Here is a 22,029-nt window from a genome sequence, read left to right as displayed (position 1 = left end):
GGGGGCTCGGCCCCTGATCTCAGGCCCCAGACTGAGGCTCGAGACCGGGACTTGGGGCCGGGGCTTGAAACTGGGGCCGGGGTTCAGGCGCTCAGGCGGCTGATGACCACCACGACCTCGGGCTTCTTGCCGATCTCGGTCTGTGCCGACTGGCGCACGATCCGGCGCATCGCCTCCTCGATCTTGTCGTCATCGGCCAGCGTCTTGTCGTCGGCCCGGCGCAGGAACTGGTCCAGATCCTCCTCCAGCACCTCGGACAGCGCCGCGCGCGACCGCCCGGTCTCGGGCAGGCCGGTCAGATCGACCCAGGGCTCGCCCAGCGGCTCGTCCTCTTCGTCGAGGATCACGGTCACGACCACCAGCCCGTTCAGCGCCATGCGGATGCGGTCGCGGACGATCCCGTCCATCGCGCCGATCTGCACCGCGCCGTCAAGATAGGTCCGCCCGGTCTCGATGAATTCGACCGGCTGCGGCCGGTCGCCGCCCAGATCCAGCATCGTGCCGTTGACCGCGACCACCGCCGGCAGCCCGTTCTCGGCGGCCAGTTTCACATGCTCGCGCAGGTGGCGGTGTTCGCCATGCATCGGCACGACCATTTCGGGCTTCATCAGCGTGTGGATGCGCGACAGGTCCGGCCGGTTGGCATGGCCCGAGACGTGATAGAGATCGGCATCGTCCGACACCACGTCGACGCCCATTTCGGACAGTGCGTTGACGATGCGGATCACGTCGCGCTCGTTGCCCGGAATGGTCTTGGACGAAAAGAGGAAAAGATCGCCCGCAGCGAGGCTGAGCCCCATGTACTTGCCGCGCGACAGCTGGGCCGAGGCGGCGCGACGTTCGCCCTGGCTGCCGGTCACGATCAGCATCACCTTGTCACGCGGCAGGTCGGCCGCCTCTTCGGGGCTGACGACCTTGGGAAAATCGGTCAGCACCCCGCTTTCGACGCCCGCCTCGATCATCCGCCGCATCGCCCGCCCCAGAAGACAGATCGACCGGCCCGCGTCGCGCCCGGCCTCGGCCAGGGTCTTCAGCCGCGCGATGTTCGAGGCGAAGGTGGTGGCCACCACCATGCCCTCGGCCCGTTCCACAAGCTGGCGGATCGCCGGACCCACCGTGGTTTCGGACCGACCCGGATTGGGCGAGAAGACGTTGGTCGAATCGCAGGTCAGCACCTTGACGCCGTCCGCCGCGACCTCGGCCCAGAGATCCGGGTCGAAGGGGTCGCCGACGATGGGCGTGCGGTCGAGCTTGAAATCGCCGGTATGAACGATCCGCCCCACCGGCGTGTCGATGACCAGCCCCGAGCTTTCGGGAATCGAATGCGACACCGGCAGATAGGACACCTGGAACGGTCCCGCCGCGATCCGGTTCGGCCAGGGCTCGACGAAGCGGACGGTTTCGGGGTCCTGGCCCTGATCCTCCATCTTCAGCCGGGCAATGGTGCCGGTGAAGGGTCGGGCATAGACCGGCGCCTTGAGCCGCGGCCAGAGATGCCCCAAAGCGCCCACATGATCCTCATGGGCATGGGTGATGAAGATCGCCTCAAGCCGGTCGCGGCGTTCCTCGAGCCAGGCGATGTCGGCGAAGATCAGGTCGACGCCGGGGCTTGTGTCCATGTTGGGAAAGGTCACGCCCAGGTCCACGAGGATCAGACGCTCCTTCCCGGGGGCGCCATAGCCGTAGACATAGGCGTTCATGCCGATTTCCCCGGCGCCGCCGAGGGGAAGGTAGATCAGTCTGTTCTTGCTCATATCGCCCCGTTTTCCTTGTTATAGGCGTGGATCACGGTCAGCCCGTGCATGGTCAGGTCGTCCTCGATCTGGTCGAACAGGACATCGCCCTGCGCGAATAGAGGCGCAAGCCCCCCGGTGCCGATGACGCGCATCGGCCGGTCATATTCCGTGCGGATCCTGTCGCAGATCTCGCGCACCAGCCCCACATAGCCCCAGAACACACCTGACTGCATGCAGGCAACCGTATTCGTGCCGATCACCCGGTCGGGCTTTGTCACATCCACATGCGGCAGCGCCGCCGCCGCCATGTGCAGCGCCTCGAGGCTGAGATTCACCCCCGGCGCGATCACGCCGCCCAGATAGGCCCCGTCCTGCCCGACCACGTCGAAGGTGGTGGCAGTGCCGAAATCGACCACGATCAGATCGCCCCCGTGCCGGTCGAAGGCCCCGGCCGTGTTGACCAGCCGGTCGGGCCCGACATTGGTGCCCTGATCGACCCGGGGCAAGTGCGGCAACAGGCATTCGGGCTTGCCCACGACCCAGGGGCGGATGTTGAAGAACCGGTCGGTGAAGACCCGCAGGTTGAAGACGACCCGCGGCACCGTCGACGAGATGATGGCGTCGGTAATCTCGGGCTCGATCCGATAACGCGCCAGCAGCGTCGAGAACCAGACATAGTACTGATCGGCCGTTCGGGTATGCTCGGTCGCCGTCCTGAGCGTGCAGAGGAACCTTTCACCGTCCCAAAGCGAAAACACCGTATTGGTGTTGCCGCAGTCGATGCAAAGAAGCATGGGGGTCCCCCGTCAGAAGAACACGTCCGCAGCAGCAATGGCACGCCGTCCGCCGGGCGTCTCTAGGACAAGCTGCCCGTCCTCGTCTACTGTCAGGAACCGCCCCGAGATCTCTTCGGCGCCCATCCGCGCGGTGATCGTGTCGCCCAGCCGCGCGGCGCGTTCCAGCCAGGCCGACCGCAGCGGCCCGAAGCCCTCGTCGCGGAAGAACCGGTCCTGATGGGCGAAATGCTCGGCGAAGAAAGCCAGGAATTCCAGCGGATCGACGGCATCGCCGATCTCTTCGGCCAGCGTCACCGGCATCAAGGCCCGGGGCTCGACCACCGAGGCCTCGGGCAAGGCGTTGAGATTGACCCCGAGCCCGATCGACAGTCGCCCGACCTCGGACATCGTCCCTTCGGATTCAAGCAGGATGCCCGCCAGCTTGCCGCCGTTCAGCAGCACGTCATTGGGCCATTTCAGCGTGATCGCCTCGCGGTCCTCGACATAGGCCAGACAGGTTGCATACAGCGAAAACGACGTCACGAAGGAATAAAGCGCGGCCGTCGCGGGCGGGCACCCCGGCGCCAGCACCAGGGTCGCGGCAAGGTTGCCCTCGGGCGCGCCCCAGGCCCGGCCCCGGCGGCCGACGCCGGCCGTCTGGCGGCGGGCGACGATCCAGGTCGGCCGCGTGATGTCGCGGCGCCGCCGGGCCTCGGCCATGGTGCTGTCGACCTCGTCGAGCAGGATCAGGTCATGCCCGGCCGGCCAGTGCCAGCCCTGCCCCTCAGTTGACAAGGGTCTGAGCCGCGGCCAGCGCCAGCCCCTCGACGCCGAAGAGGTTCACGACCCCCACGATCATCGCGAAGGACGCGACCATCATGATGCCCCACATCACCGGCGGCATGGTTCCGTCGAGGCGGCGGTCGCCCTCCTCGCCGAAATACATGTAGAAGACGATGCGCAGGTAGTAGAAGGCCGAGATCACCGAGGCGATCACGCCCGCCACGGCCAGCCAGACATAGCCGCCATCGACCGCCGCCTTGATGACGTAGAACTTCCCGAAGAAGCCCACGAAGGGCGGCACGCCCGCAAGGCTGAACAGAAGCATCATCAGCGCCAGCGCCTTCAGCGGCTCGACCGAGGCATACATGTTCAGGCTGCGGATATCGACGACCGGCTGGCCGTCCTTCTGCATGCCCATGATGAAGGCGAAGGTGCCGATGCTCATGGTGACATAGATCGCCATGTAGACCAGCATCGCCTGCACCCCAAGCGCGGTGCCCGCAACCAGCCCCATCAGCGCGAAGCCCATATGGGCAATCGAGGAATAGGCCATCAGCCGCTTGAAGTTGCGCTGGCCGATCCCGGCGAAGGCCCCAAGGAACATCGACAGCAGCGACAGAACCGCGATCACCTGGCCCCAGTCGCCCGGCACCGACCCGAAGGCGTCGAACAGCACGCGGGCGAACAGCGCCATCGCGGCCATCTTGGGCGCGGTCGCGAAGAAGGCGGTGACCGGCGTCGGCGCGCCCTCATAGACATCGGGCGTCCACATGTGGAAGGGCACCGCCGAGACCTTGAAGGCAAGGCCCGTGATCATGAAGACCAGCCCGAAAAGCAGCCCGATGCCGATCGGCCCGTCGCCGATCGAGGCAAGGATGCCCGCAAACAGCGTGGTGCCGGAATAGCCGTAGGTCAGCGAGGCGCCGTAAAGCAGAAGACCCGACGAGAGCGCGCCGAGTACGAAGTACTTCAGCCCGGCCTCGGTCGATTTCAGGTTGTCGCGCCGGATCGCGGCGACGACATACAGCGCCAGCGATTGCAGCTCGAGCCCCATGTAAAGCGTCATCAGATCGCCCGCCGAGACCATCAGCATCATGCCGACGACCGCCAGCGTGATCAGCACCGGGAATTCAAACAGCAACGTCTTCTGGCGGCGCATGTAGTCCTGGCTCATCAGCATGACAAGCGCGGCCGAGGCCAGCACCACCACCTTGGCGAAGCGGGCGAAGCCGTCATCGATCAGCGCGCCGCCGAAGGCGGTTTCGGTCGGCCCCGCGGTCAGCCCGATCCAGACCGCCAGCGCCAGCATCAGCGCCGAGGTGGTCCAGACCAGCACCGGCGCCGCCTTGTCCTTGCCGGTATAGACGGCCCCGACCAGCGCCAGCATCGCGTAGACCGAAAGGATGATTTCCGGCAGGACGACGGAAAGATCGTCAGAGATCATCTCGTTCCCCTCAGTTTCCGGCCAGCTGGGTCGAGACCGGGGTCTCGGCCAGTGCCATCTGGTAGTTCGAAAGAAGCGCCTCGACCGAGGGCCCGATGATGTCGGTCACCAGCGACGGGTAGACGCCCAGAAGCAGGGTCATCGCCACCAGCGGCGCGAACATCGCGCGTTCACGCAGGTTCATGTCGGTGATGGTGCGCAGGCTTTCCTTGATCAGGTCGCCAAAGACCACCCGGCGGTAAAGCCACAGCGCATAGGCCGCCGACAGGATCACCCCGGTCGCGGCGACCGCCGCCACCCAGGTATTGACCTGGAAGATGCCCGCCAGCGTCAGGAACTCGCCGATGAACCCGCTGGTGCCCGGCAGGCCGACATTGGCCATGGTGAACAGCATGAAGACCAGCGCATAGGCGGGCATCCGGTTCACCAGCCCGCCATAGGCGTCGATCTCGCGGGTGTGCATGCGGTCGTAGATCACGCCCACGCAGAGGAAGAGCGCGCCCGAGACGAAGCCGTGGCTCAGCATCTGGAAGATCGCGCCGTCGACGCCCTGCTGGTTCGCGGCAAAGATGCCCATGGTCACGTAGCCCATATGGGCGACCGAGGAATAGGCGATCAGCTTCTTCATGTCCTGCTGCGCCAGCGCCACCAGCGAGGTGTAGACGATGGCAATGGCCGACATCCAGAAGATCAGCGGCGCCCAGATGTCCGAAGCGACCGGGAACATCGGCAGGCTGAAGCGCAGGAAGCCGTAGCCGCCCATCTTCAGCATGATCGCCGCCAGCACCACGGACCCCGCCGTCGGCGCCTGCACGTGGGCGTCGGGCAGCCAGGTATGGACCGGCCACATCGGCATCTTGACCGCGAAGGAGGCGAGGAAAGCGAACCACAGGAAGGTCTGCATGCCGCCGACAATCGTCTTGCCGCCGATGACGATGTCGCCCGCGCTGAACTGATGCGCCAGCAGGGTCGGAATGTCGGTGGTGCCCGCATCCATGTACATGGCCACCATCGCCACCAGCATCAGGACGGACCCGAGGAAGGTGTAGAGGAAGAACTTGAAGGTGGCGTAGATCCGGTCCTTGCCGCCCCAGATGCCGATGATCAGGAACATCGGGATCAGGCCGCCCTCGAAGAACAGGTAGAACAGCACCAGATCGAGCGCGCAGAAGACGCCGAGCATCAGCGTTTCCAGCACCAGGAAGGCGATCATGTATTCCTTCACCCGGTGCGTCACCGTCCAGCAGGCGCCGATGGTGATCGGCATCAGGAAGGTGGTCAGCATCACGAAGAGGATCGAGATGCCGTCGACGCCCATCTTGTAGCGCAGGCCCAGCAGCCAGGACCGGTCCTCGACGAACTGGAAGCCGGCATCCGAGGGATCGAACTCGAACAGCACGAAGAGCGAGATCAGGAAGGTCGCCGTCGTCGCGATCAGTGCCACCCATTTCGCGTTGGCCTGATCCGAGGGGCTGTCGCCCTTGAGGAAGACGCCGAGGATCAGCGCCGCGATCAGGGGCGTGAAGGTGATGATCGAAAGCAGGTTGTCCATTACTCGGCCCCTCCGGTCAGAGCCATCCAGGTAACGAGTACGGCAATGCCGATGACCATGGCGAAGGCGTAGTGGAACAGATAGCCCGACTGCAGCCGCCCGGCGACGCGGGTGAAGAAGGGCACGATGCCCATCGCCACCCCGTTGATGCCGCCATCGATGATGCTGCCATCGCCTCCCTTCCAGAGCGCGCGCCCGATATTGCGGGCGGGCTGGACGATGATCGCGTCATAAAGCTCGTCGAAATACCACTTGTTCAGCAGGAACAGGTACAGCGGACGGGCCGCACGCGCGGTCTGGCCCGGAAGCTCGGGCTTGTTGATGTAGAAGAGCCACGCCACGGCGAAGCCCGCCAGCATCGCCAGGAAGGGCGAGGCCTTGACCCATTGCGGCGCGTGATGGGCGTTTTCCATCGCGTGGTTGTCGGGCGCGGTATAGATCGCGCCCTGCCCCGGCAACGCGGCCGCGGCTTCGCCCTCGGCGGCGGTCTCGCCATGCCCCGCGACGGCGGCCACCTCATGCGAGGGCACCCCGTAGAAGCGGTTCACGCTGTCATGGTCGCCGAAGAAGTTGCCGTACCACATCATGCCCGCCAGCACCGCCCCGACGCTCAGCACGCCCAGCGGCACCAGCATGGTCACGGGGCTTTCATGGGCATGGTCATGGGCATGCCGGTCGCCCTTCGGCTCGCCGAAGAAGGTCATGAAGATCAGCCGCCACGAATAGAAGCTGGTGAAGGCCGCCGCGATCACGAGCATCCAGAAGGCGAAATAGGCATGCCCGCCCCAGGCGCTTTCGATGATGGCATCCTTCGACAGGAAGCCCGCGAAGCCGATATGGGTCAGCGGAATGCCGACGCCGGTGATCGCGAGCGTGCCGATCACCATGGTCCAGAAGGTGAAGGGGATCTTCTTCCTGAGCCCGCCATAGTTCCGCATGTCCTGTTCGTGATGCATGGCATGGATCACCGAGCCCGCGCAGAGGAACAGCAGCGCCTTGAAGAAGGCATGCGTCAGCAGGTGGAACATCGCCGCCGAATAGACCCCGACGCCCGCCGCCACGAACATGTAGCCGAGCTGCGAACAGGTCGAATAGGCGATCACCCGCTTGATGTCGTTCTGTACCAGACCCACGGTCGCCGCGAAGAAGGCCGTGGTGGCGCCGATGAAGACGATCATGTTTTTCGCATCGGGCGCGAATTCCAGCACCGGCGACATCCGGCAGACCAGGAACACCCCGGCCGTGACCATGGTCGCGGCGTGGATCAGCGCCGAGACGGGCGTCGGGCCCTCCATCGCGTCGGGCAGCCAGGTATGCAGGAACAGCTGTGCCGATTTCCCCATCGCCCCGATGAACAGCAGCACACCCACCACATTCGCCGCGCTCCAGGTGCCGTTCAGGAAGCTCAGCTGCATCGTCGCCAGCTCGGGCGCCTTGTCGAAGATGTCGTCGAAGCGGACGCTGTCGAGCAGGAAGAACAGCGCGAACATCGCCAGCAGGAAGCCGAAATCTCCGACCCGGTTGACCACGAAGGCCTTGATCGCCGCGGCATTGGCCGAGGGTTTGCGGTAATAGAACCCGATCAAGAGGTAGGAGGCGACGCCCACGCCCTCCCAGCCGAAGAACAGCTGCACGAGGTTGTCGGCCGTCACCAGCGCCAGCATGGTGAAGGTGAAGAAGGACAGATAGGCGAAGAAGCGCGGCTTGTAGCTTTCGCCCTCGCGCCATTCGGGGTCATGCGCCATGTAGCCGAAGCTGTAGAGATGGACGAAGGCCGAGACGGTCGTCACCACGATCAGCATGATCGCGGTCAGCCGGTCGACCCGGATCGCCCAGTCGGCCACGAAGCTGCCGCTGTCGATCCAGCGGAAGATCTCGACCTGGCGCATCTCGCCGTCGAAGCCCATGAACACGACCCAGGAGAATAGCATCGACAGGAATACCATCGCGGTGGTGATCCACATCGCGGCCTTCTCGCCGAACATCCGGTAGCCGAAGCCGCACAGCAGCGCGCCGATCAGCGGGGCGAAGAGGATGATCTTTTCCATGAGCCCCTAGCCTTTCATCACGTTGACATCGTCGACCGCGATCGACCCGCGGTTGCGGTAGAAGCAGACCAGGATGGCAAGCCCGATGGCGGCCTCGGCCGCGGCGACGGTCAGCACGAACATGGTGAAGATCTGGCCGACCAGGTCGCCCAGATAGGCCGAGAAGGCGACCAGGTTGATGTTGACCGACAAGAGCATCAGCTCGATCGACATCAGGATGACGATCACGTTCTTGCGGTTCACGAAGATCCCGAAGATGGCGATGACGAACAACGCCGCGGCCACCGTCAGGTAATGTTCCAGTCCGATCATTCCGTCCCTCCGGGCCGTCCGCCCGCTATTCCCTTCCGTTCCGGGGTCGCGGCGCCGCTCACAGCCCCTGCCCCGGTTTCACGTCTTTCAGTTCCATCGCCTTCGCCGGGTCGCGATACATCTGCGCCAGCACGTTCTGACGCTTGACGTTCGGCCGGTGGCGAAGCGTCAGCACGATGGCCCCGATCATCGCGACCAGCAGCACCAGCCCGGCGGCCTGGAAGAGATGGATGTAGTCGTCATAGATGAGCTGACCGATCGCCAGCGTGTTGTGAATCTCGGCCGGATCGGGCGTAGGCGCGCCCCGCAGCGCCGCAGCGCCGTCCGAGCTTTTCCAGACGCCGTAGACCAGCACCAGCTGCGCCAGGAAAACCGCGCCGATGAGCCCCGCGATGGGGAAATAGGCCGCCATCTTCGCCTTGAGCTCGGTGAAATCGACATCGAGCATCATCACGACGAACAGGAACAGCACGGCGACGGCGCCGACATAGACGATCACCATCAGCATCGCCACGAATTCGGCCCCGAGCAGCACGAAAAGCCCGGCCGAGCTGAGAAAGGCCAGGATCAGCCACAGGACCGAATGCACGGGGTTGCGCGCCAGGACCACGAAGAGGCCCGAGACCACGGTCACCACCGAAAACGCATAGAACGCGAATTCACCCAGGGTCATTTGCCCGTCTCCTCGTCCTTTTCGTCGAACACCGTCTGCGCCAGTTCCAGCGCCCGGCTCATGGCGGGGATCCCGCCCAGCATCGCCATCTGGTAGATCACCTCGGCGACTTCCCGTTCCGTGGCGCCCGCCTCGAGCGCGTGGCGCACGGTGACCTTGAACTGGGCATCGGCCTGCGCGCCCAGCACCGTCAGACCTGCGATCACCGCCAGCAGTCGGGTCTTGCTGTCCAGCCCCTCGGGGTTGAACGTGTTGCCCCACATCATGTCCATGAAGTCCTTGGGCATGGTCGGGATCAGCTTGTCGAACCCGTGCACCTGAAAGCTTTCCAGCGCCGGGTTGAAGGCGCGGGCCATCTTGTGGCTCTGCTCCAGCATCTGTTCGAAGAGTTTCGCGTATCCGCTCATCTGTAGGGCGCGTCCAGTTCGAGGTTGCGGGCGATCTCGGCCTCCCAGCGGTCACCGTTCTCAAGCAGCTTGGCCTTGTCGTAGAACAGCTCTTCGCGGGTTTCGGTCGCGAATTCGAAATTCGGCCCCTCGACGATGGCATCGACCGGACAGGCTTCCTGGCAGAAGCCGCAATAGATGCACTTGGTCATGTCGATGTCGTAGCGCGTGGTCCGGCGCGAGCCGTCCTCGCGCGGTTCGGCGTCGATGGTGATGGCCTGGGCCGGGCAGATCGCCTCGCAAAGCTTGCAGGCGATGCAGCGTTCCTCGCCCGAGGGATAGCGCCGGAGCGCATGCTCGCCCCGGAACCGGGGGCTGAGCGGCCCCTTTTCATGCGGATAGTTCAGCGTCGCCTTGGGGGCGAAGAAATACTTCATCCCGAGCTTGAAGCCTTCGAAGAAGTCCAGAAGCAGGAAGTACTTGCCCGCCCGTTGCCAGTCGATTGCAGCCATGTCAGCCTCCCACCGCCCAGCGGGCATAGGCGCCGCCGAACAGCTCGAATTGTGCGAAAAAGGCCACCGCGACGACCCAGATCAGCGACATCGGCAGGAACACCTTCCAGCCCAGCCGCATCAGCTGGTCGTAGCGGTAGCGCGGGACGATGGCCTTGACCATCGAGAAGAGGAAGAAGAACACTGCCATCTTGGCCACCATCCAGATCGCGCCATCGGGCAGACCCGGGATCGGCGACAGCCAGCCGCCGAAGAACAGAAGGCTGATCAGCGCGCACATCAGGAAGATCGCGATGTATTCGCAGGCCATGAACAGCAGGAAGGGCGTCGAGCCGTATTCCACCTGATAGCCCGCGACCAGTTCGGACTCGGCCTCCGGCAGGTCGAAGGGCGGGCGGTTGGTTTCGGCCAGCGCCGAGATGAAGAACAGGAACACCATCGGGAAATGCGGCAGCCAGTACCAGGACAGGAAGCCGAAGCGGCCGTCCTGGGCGGCGACGATATCGCCGAAGTTCAGCGAGCCCGTGGACAGGATCACCCCGATGATGATCAGCCCGATCGACACCTCGTAGGAGATCATCTGCGCGGCAGAGCGGAGCGAGCCGAGGAAGGCGTATTTCGAGTTCGAGGCCCAGCCGCCCATGATGACGCCGTAGACCTCGAGCGACGAGATCGCGAGGATGTAGAGGACGGCCACGTTGATGTCGGCCATCACCAGCCGGTCCGAGAACGGGATCACCGCCCAGCACAAGAGCGGCATCACGAAGGCGATGAGCGGCGCGATGAAGAAGACCGGGCGGTCGACCCCCGCGGGGATCACCACCTCCTTGACCACGTATTTCAGCGCGTCGGCCACGGTCTGCAGGATCCCGAAGACCCCCACCACGTTGGGCCCGCGCCGCATCTGCACCGCCGCCCAGATCTTGCGGTCGCCATAGACCAGGAACAGCAGCGAAACCATCACGAAGGCGATGACCATCAGGCCATGTGCCATGATCGTAAGCGCCAGCCCAATGCCGGTATCCATGAAGTCAGCCATCTCGCCTCGTCATTCCTCAGACCGTCGGTACGCCCCGCGCGGCGCAGTCTTTTGTTTCCTGCCGGGCATCGACCCGGCTGACGCCCCGCGGAAACGTCCTTGTCATCATGTAGACCGCGTCTGCCGTCCAGACGCCGCCCTGCTCGCGGCCGATCCGCGTGCGCAGATGGCGCGCGAAGCCGAACCCGGTGTCGAGCGCATGCCGCGCGACCGCGCAGCGCCCGTACTCGTCCAGCGCCGCGACCCCGCCGGGATCGCGCATCTTCAGCGCCACCTCGACCAGCCCGTCCTTCAGCGCCGTGGTCTCGGCACCCAGATAGGCGGGCACGACGCCCTCACGATTGGCGCCCGGCAGCGGCGAACAGCCCGCCGCGGTTCCGGTCGCCACCGCGACGGCCAGCCCGGCCATATGTCGGGGCGCCAGACCCACCCTATTCCGCCGCCATCGGCGCGGCGCGCCGGGCCTTGGCATTGGCCGACAGCTCGGCCATCAGCGCCGAGGCACGGGCAATCGGGTTGGTCAGGTAGAAATCCTTGACCGCATAGCGGAACTCGGCCCGGGCGGGCTCGGAGACCGGCAGCGGCTGCCAGTGGTTCACGATCACCTCGTCGACCAGCGCCAGATCCGGCGCCGCCGCGACCAGCTTGCGGCGCAGCTGCACCAGATCGTTGAAGGGCAGCGTCGCGCCCAGTTCGGCCGACAGCGCCCGCAGGATCGCCCAGTTTTCCTTGGCCTCGCCCGGCGGGAAGCCCGCGCGCAGCGCCATCTGCGGCCGCCCTTCGGTATTGACGAACAGCCCCGCCTCGTCGGTATAGGCCGCGCCGGGCAGGATGATGTCGGCACGATGCGCGCCGCGGTCGCCATGGCTGCCCTGATAGATGACGAAGGGCCCCTCGCCGATCTCGACCTCGTCGGCACCCAGATTGTAGATGACCTCGGCGCCTTTCGTCGCGGCCTCGATCCCGCCCTCGGTGACGGCGCCCAGATCCAGCGCGCCGACCCGCGAGGCGGCGGTGTGCAGCACCAGAAGCCCCGCGCCCAGCCCGCCCGCCAGCGCCATCGCCTGGCTGAGGACGGCCGCGCCATCGGCCTCGATCAGCGCGCCCTGCCCGACGATGACCAGCGCGCCTTCTGCCGGTTTCGCGGCTTTCGCCAGCTTCACCAGCGCCGCGCGGTCCGAGCCTTCCTCAATCACGTCATAGGTCAGATCGACGGCCGGGCCGACCCTGTGCACGGCCGCGCCATGCATCCAGGCCTTGCGGATGCGGGCGTTCAGCACCGGCGCCTCGGCGCGGGGATTGCTGCCGATCAGATAGATCTGACGGGCGTGGTCGATATCCTCGATGGCCGCGGTGCCGACATAGGCCGAGCGGTTGCCCGCAGGCAGCTTGGCCCCGTCGGTCCGGCATTCGACGGTGCCGCCCAGACCCTCGACCAGCGATTTCAGCGCGAAGATCGCCTCGGCCGGGGCCAGATCGCCGATGAGCCCGGTCACCTTGCGGCCGGTCATGGCGGCGGCGGCGGCGCGCAGCGCCTCGGGCCAGGTCGCGGGCCGAAGCTTGCCGTTCTCGCGGAGATAGGGCCGGTCGAGCCGCTGGCGTTTCAGCCCGTCCCAGACAAAGCGGGTCTTGTCCGAGATCCATTCCTCGTTCACGCCGTCATGGTTGCGCGGCAGGATCCGCATCACCTCGCGGCCCTTGGTATCGACCCGGATGTTAGACCCCAGCGCGTCCATCACGTCGATGGTTTCGGTCTTGGTCAGCTCCCAGGGCCGGGCGGTGAAGGCATAGGGTTTCGAGGTCAGCGCGCCCACGGGGCACAGGTCGATGATGTTGCCCTGCAGCTCGCTGTCGAGCGTCTGGCCCAGATAGGAGGTGATCTCGGCATCCTCGCCGCGCCCGGTCTGGCCCATCTGCGTGATGCCCGCGACCTCGGTCGTGAAGCGCACGCAGCGGGTGCAGGAGATGCAGCGGGTCATGCAGGTGCCGACGAGCGGGCCCAGATCGGGGTCGATCGAGGCGCGCTTGGGCTCGCGATAGCGGCTGAAATCGACGCCATAGGCCATCGCCTGGTCCTGCAGGTCGCATTCGCCGCCCTGATCGCAGATCGGGCAGTCGAGCGGGTGGTTGATCAGCAGGAACTCCATCACCCCCTCGCGGGCCTTCTTGACCATGGGCGAGTTGGTCTTGACGACCGGCGGCGCACCGTCGGGGCCGGGGCGCAGGTCCTTGACCTGCATCGCGCAGGAGGCGGCGGGCTTCGGCGGGCCGCCCACGATCTCGACCAGACACATCCGGCAGTTCCCGGCGATGGACAGGCGTTCATGGTAGCAGAAGCGCGGGATCTCGATCCCGGCGACCTCGCAGGCCTGAAGCACCGTCATGGCCGGGTCGACCTCGATCTCTGTGCCGTCGATGATGATCTTGCGTAGCTGTGCCATGCTCTTGCCTTGTCGCTTGCTGCGTCCCGCCCCCGGTCCGGCGGGCTGCGTCCTAGATCCCGGGGCGGGCGCGCCCGGCGCCCGTCCCCGCCGTAGAGGCCGCCTGTCCGGCCGTCCTCCCGCCTGTCCTTGCCCGCATCGGGCCTGCCCGCACCGCCATGCCTAGCGCGCCCTCAGAAGCCGACCGATTTCGGTCCGGGCCCTGATTTCGGCCAGACCGACCGGGCAATAGCTTTCGGGCTGGTCGCGCCGGACGCCCCGCGCCGCCAGCCAGTCGCGCGCGGCGCCCTCGACCCGCGCCTTCTGGGCCTTGTCCTCGACGAAGGCCCGGATCTCGGCATCGGAATAGCCAAGCCGCGAGGCCCGCGATTTCAACCCGCGCATATAGCCATAGGCGGTCAGCATCCGCGCCTCGATCCGCGGACACTGCTTGCGGATCATGTTGGCGGTCGCGATCACCTGCAGCCCCTCGACGATCCCGGCCTGGTCGCGAAGCGCCGGACGCGCCTCGGCCCCCTCGGCCGTGGCCGCGGCGGCAAGGGCGACCGTCGCGGCAAGCGCCGCAGCCCGTCCTCCAGCCGATATGACCGCCACCGCGATCACGCCGCCGCCACCGCGCTGGCGCGCCCGATGGTCCGCGCCTCGATCTCCGCGCGGTCGGTGATGATCTTCCTGAGCTCGCTCATCCGCCTACTCCGCTGCCAGGACGCCCGAGCGCCCGGTCTTCTGCGCCCGGATCCGATCCTCGATCTCGTCGCGGAAATGCCGGATCAGGCCCTGGATCGGCCAGGCGGCCGCGTCGCCGAGGGCGCAGATGGTGTGGCCCTCGACCTGCTTGGTGACGTCGAACAGCATGTCGATCTCTTCGATCTCGGCTTCGCCCCTTACCAGACGGTCCATCACCCGCATCATCCAGCCGGTGCCCTCGCGGCAGGGCGTGCACTGGCCGCAGCTTTCATGCTTGTAGAATTTCGCGAAGCGCCAGATCGCCTTGATGATATCGGTCGACTGGTCCATCACGATGACCGCCGCGGTGCCGAGCCCCGAGCGCTGCTCGCGCAGCCAGTCGAAATCCATGATCGCATCCTCGCAGATGCTGGCGGGCAGAAGCGGCACCGAGCAGCCGCCCGGGATCACCGCCTTGAGATTGTCCCAGCCGCCGCGCACGCCGCCGCAATGGCGGTCCAGCAACTCGCGCAGCCCGATCGACATGCTTTCCTCGACCACGCAGGGACGGTTCACATGGCCCGAGACCGCGAAAAGCTTGGTGCCCGCGTTGTTCGGCCGCCCGAAGGACGCGAACCAGTCGCCGCCCCGGCGCAGGATGGTCGGCACGACCGCGATGGATTCGACGTTGTTGACCGTGGTCGGGCAGCCGTAAAGCCCCGAGCCCGCCGGGAAGGGCGGCTTCATCCGCGGCATGCCCTTCTTGCCCTCGAGGCTTTCGAGCAGGGCGGTTTCCTCGCCGCAGATATAGGCGCCGGCGCCGTGATGCAGGTACAGGTCGAAATCCCAGCCCGACTTGGCGGCATTGGCGCCCAGAAGCCCGGCGTCATAGGCCTCGTCGATGGCCGCCTGCAGCGCCTCGCGCTCGCGGATATATTCGCCCCGGATGTAGATATAGGCGGCATGCGCGCCCATCGCGAAAGAGGCGATCAGCGCGCCCTCGATCAGCGTATGGGGGTCGTGCCGCATGATTTCGCGGTCCTTGCAGGTGCCCGGCTCGGACTCGTCGGCGTTGATTACAAGGTAGTGCGGCCTTCCGTCGCTTTCCTTCGGCATGAAGGACCATTTAAGCCCGGTAGGGAAACCAGCCCCGCCACGGCCGCGCAAACCGGATTTCTTCATCTCGTCGATGATCCAGTCCCGGCCCTTGGCGATGACCTGAGCCGTGCCGTCCCAATGTCCTCGGGCGCGCGCGCCGGAGAGGCTGCGGTCGAACATCCCGTAGAGATTGGTAAAGATCCGGTCCTGATCGGTCAGCATGGTTCGTCCCCGCTGTGGTGTCCTGACGCGGCCTCGCGGCCTGCTGGGTCTTGGCGCGGCCGGCGGGCTGGCATGGCCACCCGCCGGGCGCTTTGATGATCTTGCAGGACCCCGGCCGCGGCCGTTCGCAAACGGCCCGCCTGCCCTGCCTCGCTCAGGCCTCGCGGGCCAGAGCCTTGGCCTGTGCCACCCAGTCATCCCGGCTGACACGGCCTTTGAAGCCTTCCAGGTTCTCGTCCATCCAGGCAATGTCTTCGGCCGTCCAGGACGCGATCTGGTCGTAGTGATAGATCCCCAGATCGTTCACCTGCTTCTCCAGTTTAGGACCGACGCCCTTGATCTTCTTGAGGTCGTCAGCACCGCCGGCCCGAGGAGCCGACAGAGCGGCGGGACGGCTCCCCACCTTTTCTTCAGCGGCAGTGGGCGCCGCTTCAGGCTTTGGGGACGCGGTCTCCATCACCGGAGCCTTGGGCGCCGCCTTGGGGGCAGGCGCGGCCTTCGGCGCCGATTTCGGCACGGTGGGGGCCACTTTCGGACCGCCCGGCTTCGGACGGTTCGGGATCACGATTGCGGCATTGGCATCGCGATAGGGCTTCATCGCGGCCATCGCCTCGCGCTTCTTGGCGACCATGGCCGAGAATTCGGCATCGGTGTGGCAGAAGCCCCAGGTCAGGACGGCGCCAGCCACAAAGAAGGTGCCAACGCCACCAATGAAGGCGCCGAGGGCCCAGAGGCCGATGGCATAGCCGATGGTGGCCACGGTCAGACCGCAAAGCGCGGCGACCAGCCACCAGAAGATGGCAAACTTGAGTCTTGCTTCTGTGCGAGAAATGTTCATGCGTTCTCTCCGCTACGACGGTTTTTCTTCCGAAGCCATTTGTAACGCCTTAGCTTCCGCCTGTCTTGACGTCTTCCGCCGCAGCCCCCGCCCGACGCCAGGACGTCAGCAGCGGCACTTCGGTTCCGTCGATCCGTTTGACCGTATCGCCGATATCGAGCGCCCGCGCTGCGGACGCATTGTGCGTATTGACCTTCTCGCCGCCGGTCAGGCTGGACAGCGCCCCCTTGGGTTCCGAGGCGAACCGGCCGTTCTGCGGCCCCGGCACCGGCACGTCGCCCCGCGCCAGCGCATCGAGGATCTCGGCCAGCCGGTCGGCGGTGAGGTCCTCGTAATAGTCCTTGCCGACCTGCATCATCGGCGCGTTCGAGCAGGCGCCGAGGCATTCGACCTCTTCCCAGCTGAACTTGCCGTCGGCCGACAGCGTGTGCGGGGTCGGCGCGATCTTGTCCTTGCAGACCGCGATCAGGTCCTCGGCGCCGCAGATCAGGCAAGACGTGGTGCCGCAGATCTGCACATGGGCGACCGAGCCGGTCGGCACCAGCTGGAACATGAAATAGAAGGTCGCGACCTCGAGCGCCCGGATATAGGGCATGCCCAGCATGTCGGCGACATATTCGATGGCCGGGCGGGTCAGCCAGCCTTCCTGCTCTTGCGCGCGCCACAGCAGCGGAATGATCGCCGAGGCCTGACGGCCTTCGGGATATTTCGTCAGCTGCGCCTCGGCCCATTTGCGATTCTCGGGCGTGAAGGCGAAGCTGTCGGGCTGGTGGGGGTGGAGGCGTCTCAGCATCGGTCGGAAAACTCTTGGTATTCAGGGGATTGGGCGCCGCATATCATCGGTCGACCTCGCCGAAGACGATGTCGAGCGTGCCGATGATGGCCGCCACGTCGGCCAGCATGTGGCCTTTCGAGATATGATCCATGGACTGCATGTGCAGGAAGCCCGGCGCACGCAGCTTGGCCCGGTAGGGCTTGTTGGTGCCGTCGGCCACGAGATAGACCCCGAATTCGCCCTTCGGCGCCTCGACCGCGGCATAGACCTCGCCCGCGGGCACGTGGAAACCCTCGGTGTACAGCTTGAAGTGATGGATCAGCGCTTCCATCGAGGTCTTCATGTCGGACCGTTTCGGCGGCGTGATCTTGCCGCGCGCCAGCACCTCGCCCGGTTCCTTGCGCAGCTTGGCGCAGGCCTGGCGGATGATGTGAGTCGACTGGCGCATCTCTTCCATGCGGACCAGATAGCGGTCGTAGCAGTCGCCGTTCTTGCCGACCGGGATCTCGAAGTCGAACTCGCTGTAGCATTCATAGGGCTGCGCCCGGCGCAAATCCCACGCCAGACCCGAGCCGCGCACCATCACGCCCGAGTAGCCCCAGTCGAGGATGTCCTGTTCGCTGACGACGCCGATATCGACGTTGCGCTGCTTGAAGATCCGGTTCTCGGTCAGAAGCCCGTTCAGATCGTCAAGCACCCGCGGGAAGTCCACGGCCCAGGCGTCGATATCCTCGATCAGCTGGGGCGGCAGGTCCTGATGCACGCCGCCGGGGCGGAAATAGGCGGCGTGAAGCCGGGCCCCGCAGGCGCGCTCGTAGAAGACCATCAGCTTCTCGCGCTCTTCGAAGCCCCAGAGAGGGGGCGTCAGCGCGCCCACATCCATCGCCTGAGTCGTGACGTTCAGCAGGTGGTTCAACACCCGCCCGATTTCGCAGAACAGCACCCGGATCAGCTGCGCCCGGCGCGGCACCTCGATCCCGGTCAGTTTCTCGATGGCCAGGCACCAGGCATGTTCCTGGTTCATCGGGGCCACGTAATCGAGCCGGTCGAGATAGGGCAGGTTCTGCAGATAGGTGCGGCTTTCCATCAGCTTCTCGGTGCCGCGGTGCAGCAGCCCGATATGCGGGTCGGCGCGCTCGACGATCTCGCCGTCAAGCTCCAGTACAAGACGCAGAACCCCGTGCGCCGCAGGGTGTTGCGGGCCGAAGTTGATGTTGAAGTTGCGGATCTTCTGTTCGTCGGTCCGCACGTCCTGGAAGGCGTTGTCCTTCATGTCAGACCCCCATCCGGTGAGCTTGCCAGGCTGCGGGCACCCGCCCCAGCCGGTCGGCCACGTAATCGTATTGCGGCGCCAGCCACCGGGCGGCGGCAGTGCGCTGATCGTCGGTCATCGGCAATTCGGGGCCGGCATGGACCCGCAGCGCCAGTTGCGCCGGCCTTGGCGCGATCCCCAGAAACCGGCACAGCCGATCGACGGTCTCGTCCGAGAACAGCTCTTCGTAGAAGGCCAGCCAGAGCCGCGCGGGGTCGATGGCGGCCCGGACCCGGCCCAGCACAGCGCGATAATCGCCGCGCCGCGCAATGTGGTCCTCGCCCCCCTTCAGCACGCGCGCCAGGATGCGCCCGGCGCTCGGCCCCAGCGCCTCGCCCTCGGCCGCCCGGCGCCGCGCGATCATCCGCACATGGCTCCAGAGCCGCTCGACCGGGTCGCGCAGCAGGTAGACAAAGCGCACATCGGCGGCGAGCCCGGCCATCCGGCGCAGCCGCGCCTCGGGCAGCAGGCCATAGGCGGGCGTGATGTCGGCCACCAGCGGCCGCGCGCCGCGACCCTTTTCGAGATAGGCCAGATAGGCGGCCTCGTCCCCGCTGGCCATCACTCCCGCCAGATCGCGCAGATCGGCAAGACGCGTGCCGCGCGGCACCGGACGGCGCCCGGCCAGCCCGGCGGCCTTCTCTTCCAGCAGGATCCGTTCCCGTTCCAGCCTGCCCTCTTCCAGGGCATCGAAGAAATGCAGCTCTTTCACCGACCGCATGTGACAGTCGGGATGGTCCGCCAGATAGCGGCCAAGCCAACTGGTCCCCGCCTTGGGGGCCCCGAGACCGAAGAGGATACGCGCGACCGCCATCAGGCCTTGGCCTTCTCGTCGCCGGGCAGGATGTAGTCGGCGCCTTCCCAGGGCGACATGAAGTCGAACTGGCGGAATTCCTGCACCAGCTTGACGGGTTCGTAGACGACGCGTTTCTGCGCCTCGTCATAGCGGACCTCGGTATAGCCGGTGGTCGGGAAGTCCTTGCGCAGCGGATGGCCGCGGAAGCCGTAATCGGTCAGCAGCCGCCTCAGGTCGGGATGGCCCGAGAAGACGATCCCGAACATGTCGAACACCTCGCGCTCGAACCAGTTGGCCGAGGGGTGGACCGACACGATCGACGGGATCATCTCGTCCTCGCGCACCGCACAGCGAATGCGGATCCGCTGGTTCTGGTACATAGACAGGAAGTGATAGACGACGACAAAGCGGGCATCGCGTTCGGGGTGGTCGACCGCGGTGATGTCGACCAGCGACGAGAACCGGCAGCCCGCATCCGAGCGCAGGAATTCGGTGAAGGCCACGATCGCGGCCGGGGCGGCGTCGATGTTCAGCTCGCCATGCGCGACCTCCCAGCCGATCACGCAATCGGGGCGCTTGGCCGCGATCAGGGCGCCGAGTTCTTTCAGCGTCTCGTCCATGGCTTACCTCACGATGGTCCCGGTGCGGCGGATCTTGCGCTGAAGCTGCAGGATGCCATACAGCAGCGCCTCCGCGGTGGGCGGACAGCCCGGCACATAGATGTCGACCGGCACCACGCGGTCGCAGCCGCGCACCACCGAATAGGAATAGTGGTAATAGCCGCCGCCATTGGCGCAGGACCCCATAGAGATCACATAACGCGGCTCGGGCATCTGGTCGTAAACCTTGCGCAGCGCGGGCGCCATCTTGTTGGTCAGCGTGCCCGCGACGATCATCAGGTCGGACTGGCGCGGACTGGCGCGCGGCGCGGTGCCGAAGCGTTCCAGGTCATAGCGCGGCATCGAAACCTGCATCATCTCGACCGCGCAGCAGGCCAGCCCGAAGGTCATCCAGTGCAGGCTGCCGGTGCGCGCCCAATTGATGATGTCGGCTGTCGAGGTGACCAGGAAGCCCCGGTCCTGCAGCTCGGCGTTCAAGGCCTGGGTCGCCGTTTCGGGATCGCCCCCGGCGGTGTTGGGGCCAGTCATCACGCCCATTCGAGCGCCCCCTTCTTCCATTCATAGGCAAAGCCGATCGTCAGAACGGCCAGGAAAACCATCATCGACCAGAACCCGACAAGCCCGATGGTGCCGAAAGCGACGGCCCAGGGAAAGAGAAATGCAATCTCGAGGTCGAAGATGATGAAAAGGATCGCCACTAGGTAGAACCGCACGTCGAAGGTCATGCGCGCGTCGTCGAAGGCGTTGAACCCGCATTCATAGGCCGACAGCTTTTCGGGGTCGGGATGGCGAACCGCAACGATCACCGCCGACAGCATCAGGATCAAACCAAGCCCAATGGCCATGCCGAAAAATATCGCGATGGGAAGGTAGTTGCTCAGGAGCTGGTCCACCTCGGTCTCCCTGTCTTGCGTGCCGCGCGCGGCCCGGTGCCGTGCGCACTGGTTTTCCGACCATGACGTTAGTCGGGGCCACGGCAGAGGGTCAACCGCCCCGCCCCGCGATCCGCGCCACTCTGTTACAGTGCCGCAGCAGAAATGTATACAGTCGTGCGCATTGAAAATGCGACGATCAGGCTTTTGCCCTCAAAGCCATGTTAAAAAGGGTTTTCCGCCTTGGTTTCGGTCGGTTTACGTGCCGAAACGCAGGTGGCTCACCGGTCGGACGGCAGCGTCCAGCCGGGTTTGCGCCGGTCGAAGAAGGCCGCGATTCCCTCAGCCGCTTCGGGGGTTTCCCAGGCCGCGACCAGCCGGGCGATGCTGGCCTCGATGACCGCGTCGTCGATCCGCGGCCCGAGGCTCAGCACCTGCGCCTTGGCCCGCGCGACCGCCTCCGGCGCGCAGGCCAGATAGGGCGCGATCTCGGCCTCGACCGCGTCGTCCAGACCGGCGGCGGGCACCGCGCGGGCCAGCAGGCCAAGCGCCACCGCCTCGGCCGCGTCGAAGCGCCGCCCCGACATGAACACCCGCCGGGCACGGGCCTCGCCCAGCCGCGCCACGACATAGGGGCCGATGGTGGCGGGAATCAGCCCAAGCCGGGTCTCGGTCAGCGCGAACCGGGCGGTCTCGACGCCGATGGCCACGTCGCAGACGGAAATCAGCCCGATGCCGCCGCCGAAGGCCTGTCCTTGGACCCGGCCGATCAGCGGTTTCGGCATCTCGTTCAGCGCGCGCAGCATCCCGGCCAGCTTGCGCGCCTCGGCCGCGCGGGTGGCGGCATCGGCCTGCATCTGTTCCTTCATCCAGCCCAGATCGCCGCCCGCGCAAAAGCTTTCGCCCGCCCCGGTCAGCACCACCGCACGGACCGCCGGATCGGCGCCCAGAGCCTCGGCGGCCCCGGTCAGCGCCGCGATCAGGTCCGAGGACAGCGCATTATGCTTGTCCTCGCGCCGCAGCGTGACCCGCGCGACGCCGCGCCCGTCGATCCCGATCTCAAGCCCGTCCTGCATCCTGCCCCTCCCGTTGGCGGTTTCGGGCCAAAGCCTAGCCGCGGCCCCGGCC

Annotated in this window: 22 protein-coding genes and 1 pseudogene; all 23 read right to left on the bottom strand. The window is 66.0% G+C overall.

Annotated features, from left to right (window positions below; genetic code table 11):
- Positions 1-83: 83 nt before the first annotated feature.
- Positions 84-1,754, bottom strand: a complete 1,671-nt coding sequence (locus BYZ73_RS09630; RefSeq protein ID WP_108027749.1) for a ribonuclease J — start codon at positions 1,752-1,754, stop codon at positions 84-86.
- A complete protein-coding gene (locus BYZ73_RS09625; RefSeq protein WP_108027750.1) occupies positions 1,751-2,530 on the bottom strand; it encodes a type III pantothenate kinase in 780 nt (259 codons plus the stop codon). Before BYZ73_RS09625 ends, BYZ73_RS09630 begins: the two co-directional genes overlap by 4 nt.
- A gap of 12 nt (positions 2,531-2,542) precedes the next feature.
- Positions 2,543-3,307, bottom strand: a complete 765-nt coding sequence (locus BYZ73_RS09620) for a biotin--[acetyl-CoA-carboxylase] ligase (protein WP_281269471.1) — start codon at positions 3,305-3,307, stop codon at positions 2,543-2,545.
- Entirely contained in the window at positions 3,297-4,739 is a 1,443-nt protein-coding gene (gene nuoN, locus BYZ73_RS09615) for an NADH-quinone oxidoreductase subunit NuoN (RefSeq protein ID WP_112315784.1), read from the bottom strand. The genes BYZ73_RS09620 and nuoN overlap by 11 nt, the downstream gene beginning before the upstream one ends.
- A 10-nt stretch (positions 4,740-4,749) precedes the next feature.
- Positions 4,750-6,291: an NADH-quinone oxidoreductase subunit M gene (locus tag BYZ73_RS09610; protein ID WP_112315783.1), complete on the bottom strand. Its 1,542-nt coding sequence runs from the start codon at positions 6,289-6,291 to the stop codon at positions 4,750-4,752.
- A complete protein-coding gene (nuoL, locus tag BYZ73_RS09605) occupies positions 6,291-8,339 on the bottom strand; it encodes an NADH-quinone oxidoreductase subunit L (RefSeq protein ID WP_112315782.1) in 2,049 nt (682 codons plus the stop codon). The genes BYZ73_RS09610 and nuoL overlap by 1 nt, the downstream gene beginning before the upstream one ends.
- 6 nt (positions 8,340-8,345) lie before the next feature.
- Positions 8,346-8,651: an NADH-quinone oxidoreductase subunit NuoK gene (gene nuoK, locus BYZ73_RS09600; RefSeq protein WP_042462923.1), complete on the bottom strand. Its 306-nt coding sequence runs from the start codon at positions 8,649-8,651 to the stop codon at positions 8,346-8,348.
- A gap of 58 nt (positions 8,652-8,709) precedes the next feature.
- A complete protein-coding gene (locus BYZ73_RS09595) occupies positions 8,710-9,324 on the bottom strand; it encodes an NADH-quinone oxidoreductase subunit J (protein ID WP_108027754.1) in 615 nt (204 codons plus the stop codon).
- Complete coding sequence (locus tag BYZ73_RS09590) at positions 9,321-9,731, bottom strand: carboxymuconolactone decarboxylase family protein (RefSeq protein ID WP_108027755.1); 411 nt, start codon at positions 9,729-9,731, stop codon at positions 9,321-9,323. The genes BYZ73_RS09595 and BYZ73_RS09590 overlap by 4 nt, the downstream gene beginning before the upstream one ends.
- Entirely contained in the window at positions 9,728-10,222 is a 495-nt protein-coding gene (gene nuoI / locus BYZ73_RS09585; protein ID WP_075786502.1) for an NADH-quinone oxidoreductase subunit NuoI, read from the bottom strand. Before nuoI ends, BYZ73_RS09590 begins: the two co-directional genes overlap by 4 nt.
- A gap of 1 nt (position 10,223) precedes the next feature.
- Positions 10,224-11,261: an NADH-quinone oxidoreductase subunit NuoH gene (nuoH, locus tag BYZ73_RS09580; protein WP_112315781.1), complete on the bottom strand. Its 1,038-nt coding sequence runs from the start codon at positions 11,259-11,261 to the stop codon at positions 10,224-10,226.
- A gap of 16 nt (positions 11,262-11,277) precedes the next feature.
- Entirely contained in the window at positions 11,278-11,670 is a 393-nt protein-coding gene (locus BYZ73_RS09575; RefSeq protein ID WP_112315780.1) for a hypothetical protein, read from the bottom strand.
- Positions 11,671-11,692: 22 nt separating this feature from the next.
- Positions 11,693-13,702 carry an NADH-quinone oxidoreductase subunit NuoG gene (gene nuoG / locus BYZ73_RS09570; RefSeq protein ID WP_112315779.1) on the bottom strand — a complete coding sequence of 670 codons (2,010 nt, stop codon included), beginning with the start codon at positions 13,700-13,702 and terminating at the stop codon, positions 11,693-11,695.
- 162 nt (positions 13,703-13,864) lie between these two features.
- Positions 13,865-14,305, bottom strand: a complete 441-nt coding sequence (locus BYZ73_RS09565) for a DUF5333 domain-containing protein (protein ID WP_112315778.1) — start codon at positions 14,303-14,305, stop codon at positions 13,865-13,867.
- Between the two features lie 87 nt (positions 14,306-14,392).
- A complete protein-coding gene (nuoF, locus tag BYZ73_RS09560; RefSeq protein ID WP_112315777.1) occupies positions 14,393-15,688 on the bottom strand; it encodes an NADH-quinone oxidoreductase subunit NuoF in 1,296 nt (431 codons plus the stop codon).
- A 154-nt stretch (positions 15,689-15,842) separates the two neighbouring features.
- Positions 15,843-16,448 carry an endonuclease gene (locus BYZ73_RS09555; protein WP_245943109.1) on the bottom strand — a complete coding sequence of 202 codons (606 nt, stop codon included), beginning with the start codon at positions 16,446-16,448 and terminating at the stop codon, positions 15,843-15,845.
- Positions 16,449-16,611: 163 nt separating this feature from the next.
- A pseudogene (nuoE, locus tag BYZ73_RS09550) lies at positions 16,612-17,319 on the bottom strand (NADH-quinone oxidoreductase subunit NuoE); the annotation flags it as partial.
- 43 nt (positions 17,320-17,362) lie between these two features.
- A complete protein-coding gene (locus BYZ73_RS09545) occupies positions 17,363-18,574 on the bottom strand; it encodes an NADH-quinone oxidoreductase subunit D (RefSeq protein ID WP_112315774.1) in 1,212 nt (403 codons plus the stop codon).
- A gap of 1 nt (position 18,575) precedes the next feature.
- The gene (locus BYZ73_RS09540; protein WP_112315773.1) at positions 18,576-19,427 is read right to left on the bottom strand and encodes a sulfotransferase; all 852 of its coding nucleotides are present in this window, start codon (positions 19,425-19,427) and stop codon (positions 18,576-18,578) included.
- Positions 19,427-20,029 (bottom strand): NADH-quinone oxidoreductase subunit C, encoded by a 603-nt coding sequence (locus BYZ73_RS09535; RefSeq protein WP_112315772.1) that lies wholly within the window; start codon positions 20,027-20,029, stop codon positions 19,427-19,429. The genes BYZ73_RS09540 and BYZ73_RS09535 overlap by 1 nt, the downstream gene beginning before the upstream one ends.
- Before the next feature lie 3 nt (positions 20,030-20,032).
- Entirely contained in the window at positions 20,033-20,566 is a 534-nt protein-coding gene (locus BYZ73_RS09530) for a NuoB/complex I 20 kDa subunit family protein (protein ID WP_178390727.1), read from the bottom strand.
- Entirely contained in the window at positions 20,557-20,874 is a 318-nt protein-coding gene (locus BYZ73_RS09525; protein WP_237399721.1) for an NADH-quinone oxidoreductase subunit A, read from the bottom strand. Before BYZ73_RS09525 ends, BYZ73_RS09530 begins: the two co-directional genes overlap by 10 nt.
- Before the next feature lie 308 nt (positions 20,875-21,182).
- Positions 21,183-21,977, bottom strand: a complete 795-nt coding sequence (locus tag BYZ73_RS09520; RefSeq protein WP_112315771.1) for a crotonase/enoyl-CoA hydratase family protein — start codon at positions 21,975-21,977, stop codon at positions 21,183-21,185.
- Positions 21,978-22,029: the final 52 nt, after the last annotated feature.

Source organism: Rhodovulum viride, assembly GCF_003265965.1.
Classification (GTDB): domain Bacteria; phylum Pseudomonadota; class Alphaproteobacteria; order Rhodobacterales; family Rhodobacteraceae; genus Rhodovulum; species Rhodovulum kholense.
The sequence above is the reverse complement of the archived record's forward strand: the minus strand, read 5'-3'. Positions and strand labels throughout refer to the sequence as shown.

Excerpts from the sequence above, each read along its gene's own strand:
- BYZ73_RS09525 (WP_237399721.1), bottom strand. The coding sequence starts at position 20,874 with ATGGCCATTGGGCTTGGTTTGATCCTGATGCTGTCGGCGGTGATCGTT.
- BYZ73_RS09520 (WP_112315771.1), bottom strand. The coding sequence starts at position 21,977 with ATGCAGGACGGGCTTGAGATCGGGATCGACGGGCGCGGCGTCGCGCGG.
- BYZ73_RS09540 (WP_112315773.1), bottom strand. The coding sequence starts at position 19,427 with ATGGCGGTCGCGCGTATCCTCTTCGGTCTCGGGGCCCCCAAGGCGGGG.
- BYZ73_RS09545 (WP_112315774.1), bottom strand. The coding sequence starts at position 18,574 with ATGAAGGACAACGCCTTCCAGGACGTGCGGACCGACGAACAGAAGATC.
- BYZ73_RS09625 (WP_108027750.1), bottom strand. The coding sequence starts at position 2,530 with ATGCTTCTTTGCATCGACTGCGGCAACACCAATACGGTGTTTTCGCTT.
- BYZ73_RS09575 (WP_112315780.1), bottom strand. The coding sequence starts at position 11,670 with ATGGCCGGGCTGGCCGTCGCGGTGGCGACCGGAACCGCGGCGGGCTGT.
- BYZ73_RS09590 (WP_108027755.1), bottom strand. The coding sequence starts at position 9,731 with ATGAGCGGATACGCGAAACTCTTCGAACAGATGCTGGAGCAGAGCCAC.
- BYZ73_RS09630 (WP_108027749.1), bottom strand. The coding sequence starts at position 1,754 with ATGAGCAAGAACAGACTGATCTACCTTCCCCTCGGCGGCGCCGGGGAA.
- nuoI (WP_075786502.1), bottom strand. The coding sequence starts at position 10,222 with ATGGCTGCAATCGACTGGCAACGGGCGGGCAAGTACTTCCTGCTTCTG.
- BYZ73_RS09595 (WP_108027754.1), bottom strand. The coding sequence starts at position 9,324 with ATGACCCTGGGTGAATTCGCGTTCTATGCGTTTTCGGTGGTGACCGTG.
- BYZ73_RS09535 (WP_112315772.1), bottom strand. The coding sequence starts at position 20,029 with ATGGACGAGACGCTGAAAGAACTCGGCGCCCTGATCGCGGCCAAGCGC.
- nuoL (WP_112315782.1), bottom strand. The coding sequence starts at position 8,339 with ATGGAAAAGATCATCCTCTTCGCCCCGCTGATCGGCGCGCTGCTGTGC.
- BYZ73_RS09610 (WP_112315783.1), bottom strand. The coding sequence starts at position 6,291 with ATGGACAACCTGCTTTCGATCATCACCTTCACGCCCCTGATCGCGGCG.
- BYZ73_RS09530 (WP_178390727.1), bottom strand. The coding sequence starts at position 20,566 with ATGGGCGTGATGACTGGCCCCAACACCGCCGGGGGCGATCCCGAAACG.
- nuoN (WP_112315784.1), bottom strand. The coding sequence starts at position 4,739 with ATGATCTCTGACGATCTTTCCGTCGTCCTGCCGGAAATCATCCTTTCG.
- nuoG (WP_112315779.1), bottom strand. The coding sequence starts at position 13,702 with ATGGCACAGCTACGCAAGATCATCATCGACGGCACAGAGATCGAGGTC.
- nuoK (WP_042462923.1), bottom strand. The coding sequence starts at position 8,651 with ATGATCGGACTGGAACATTACCTGACGGTGGCCGCGGCGTTGTTCGTC.
- nuoF (WP_112315777.1), bottom strand. The coding sequence starts at position 15,688 with ATGCTGACCGATCAGGACCGGATCTTTACCAATCTCTACGGGATGTTC.
- nuoH (WP_112315781.1), bottom strand. The coding sequence starts at position 11,261 with ATGGCTGACTTCATGGATACCGGCATTGGGCTGGCGCTTACGATCATG.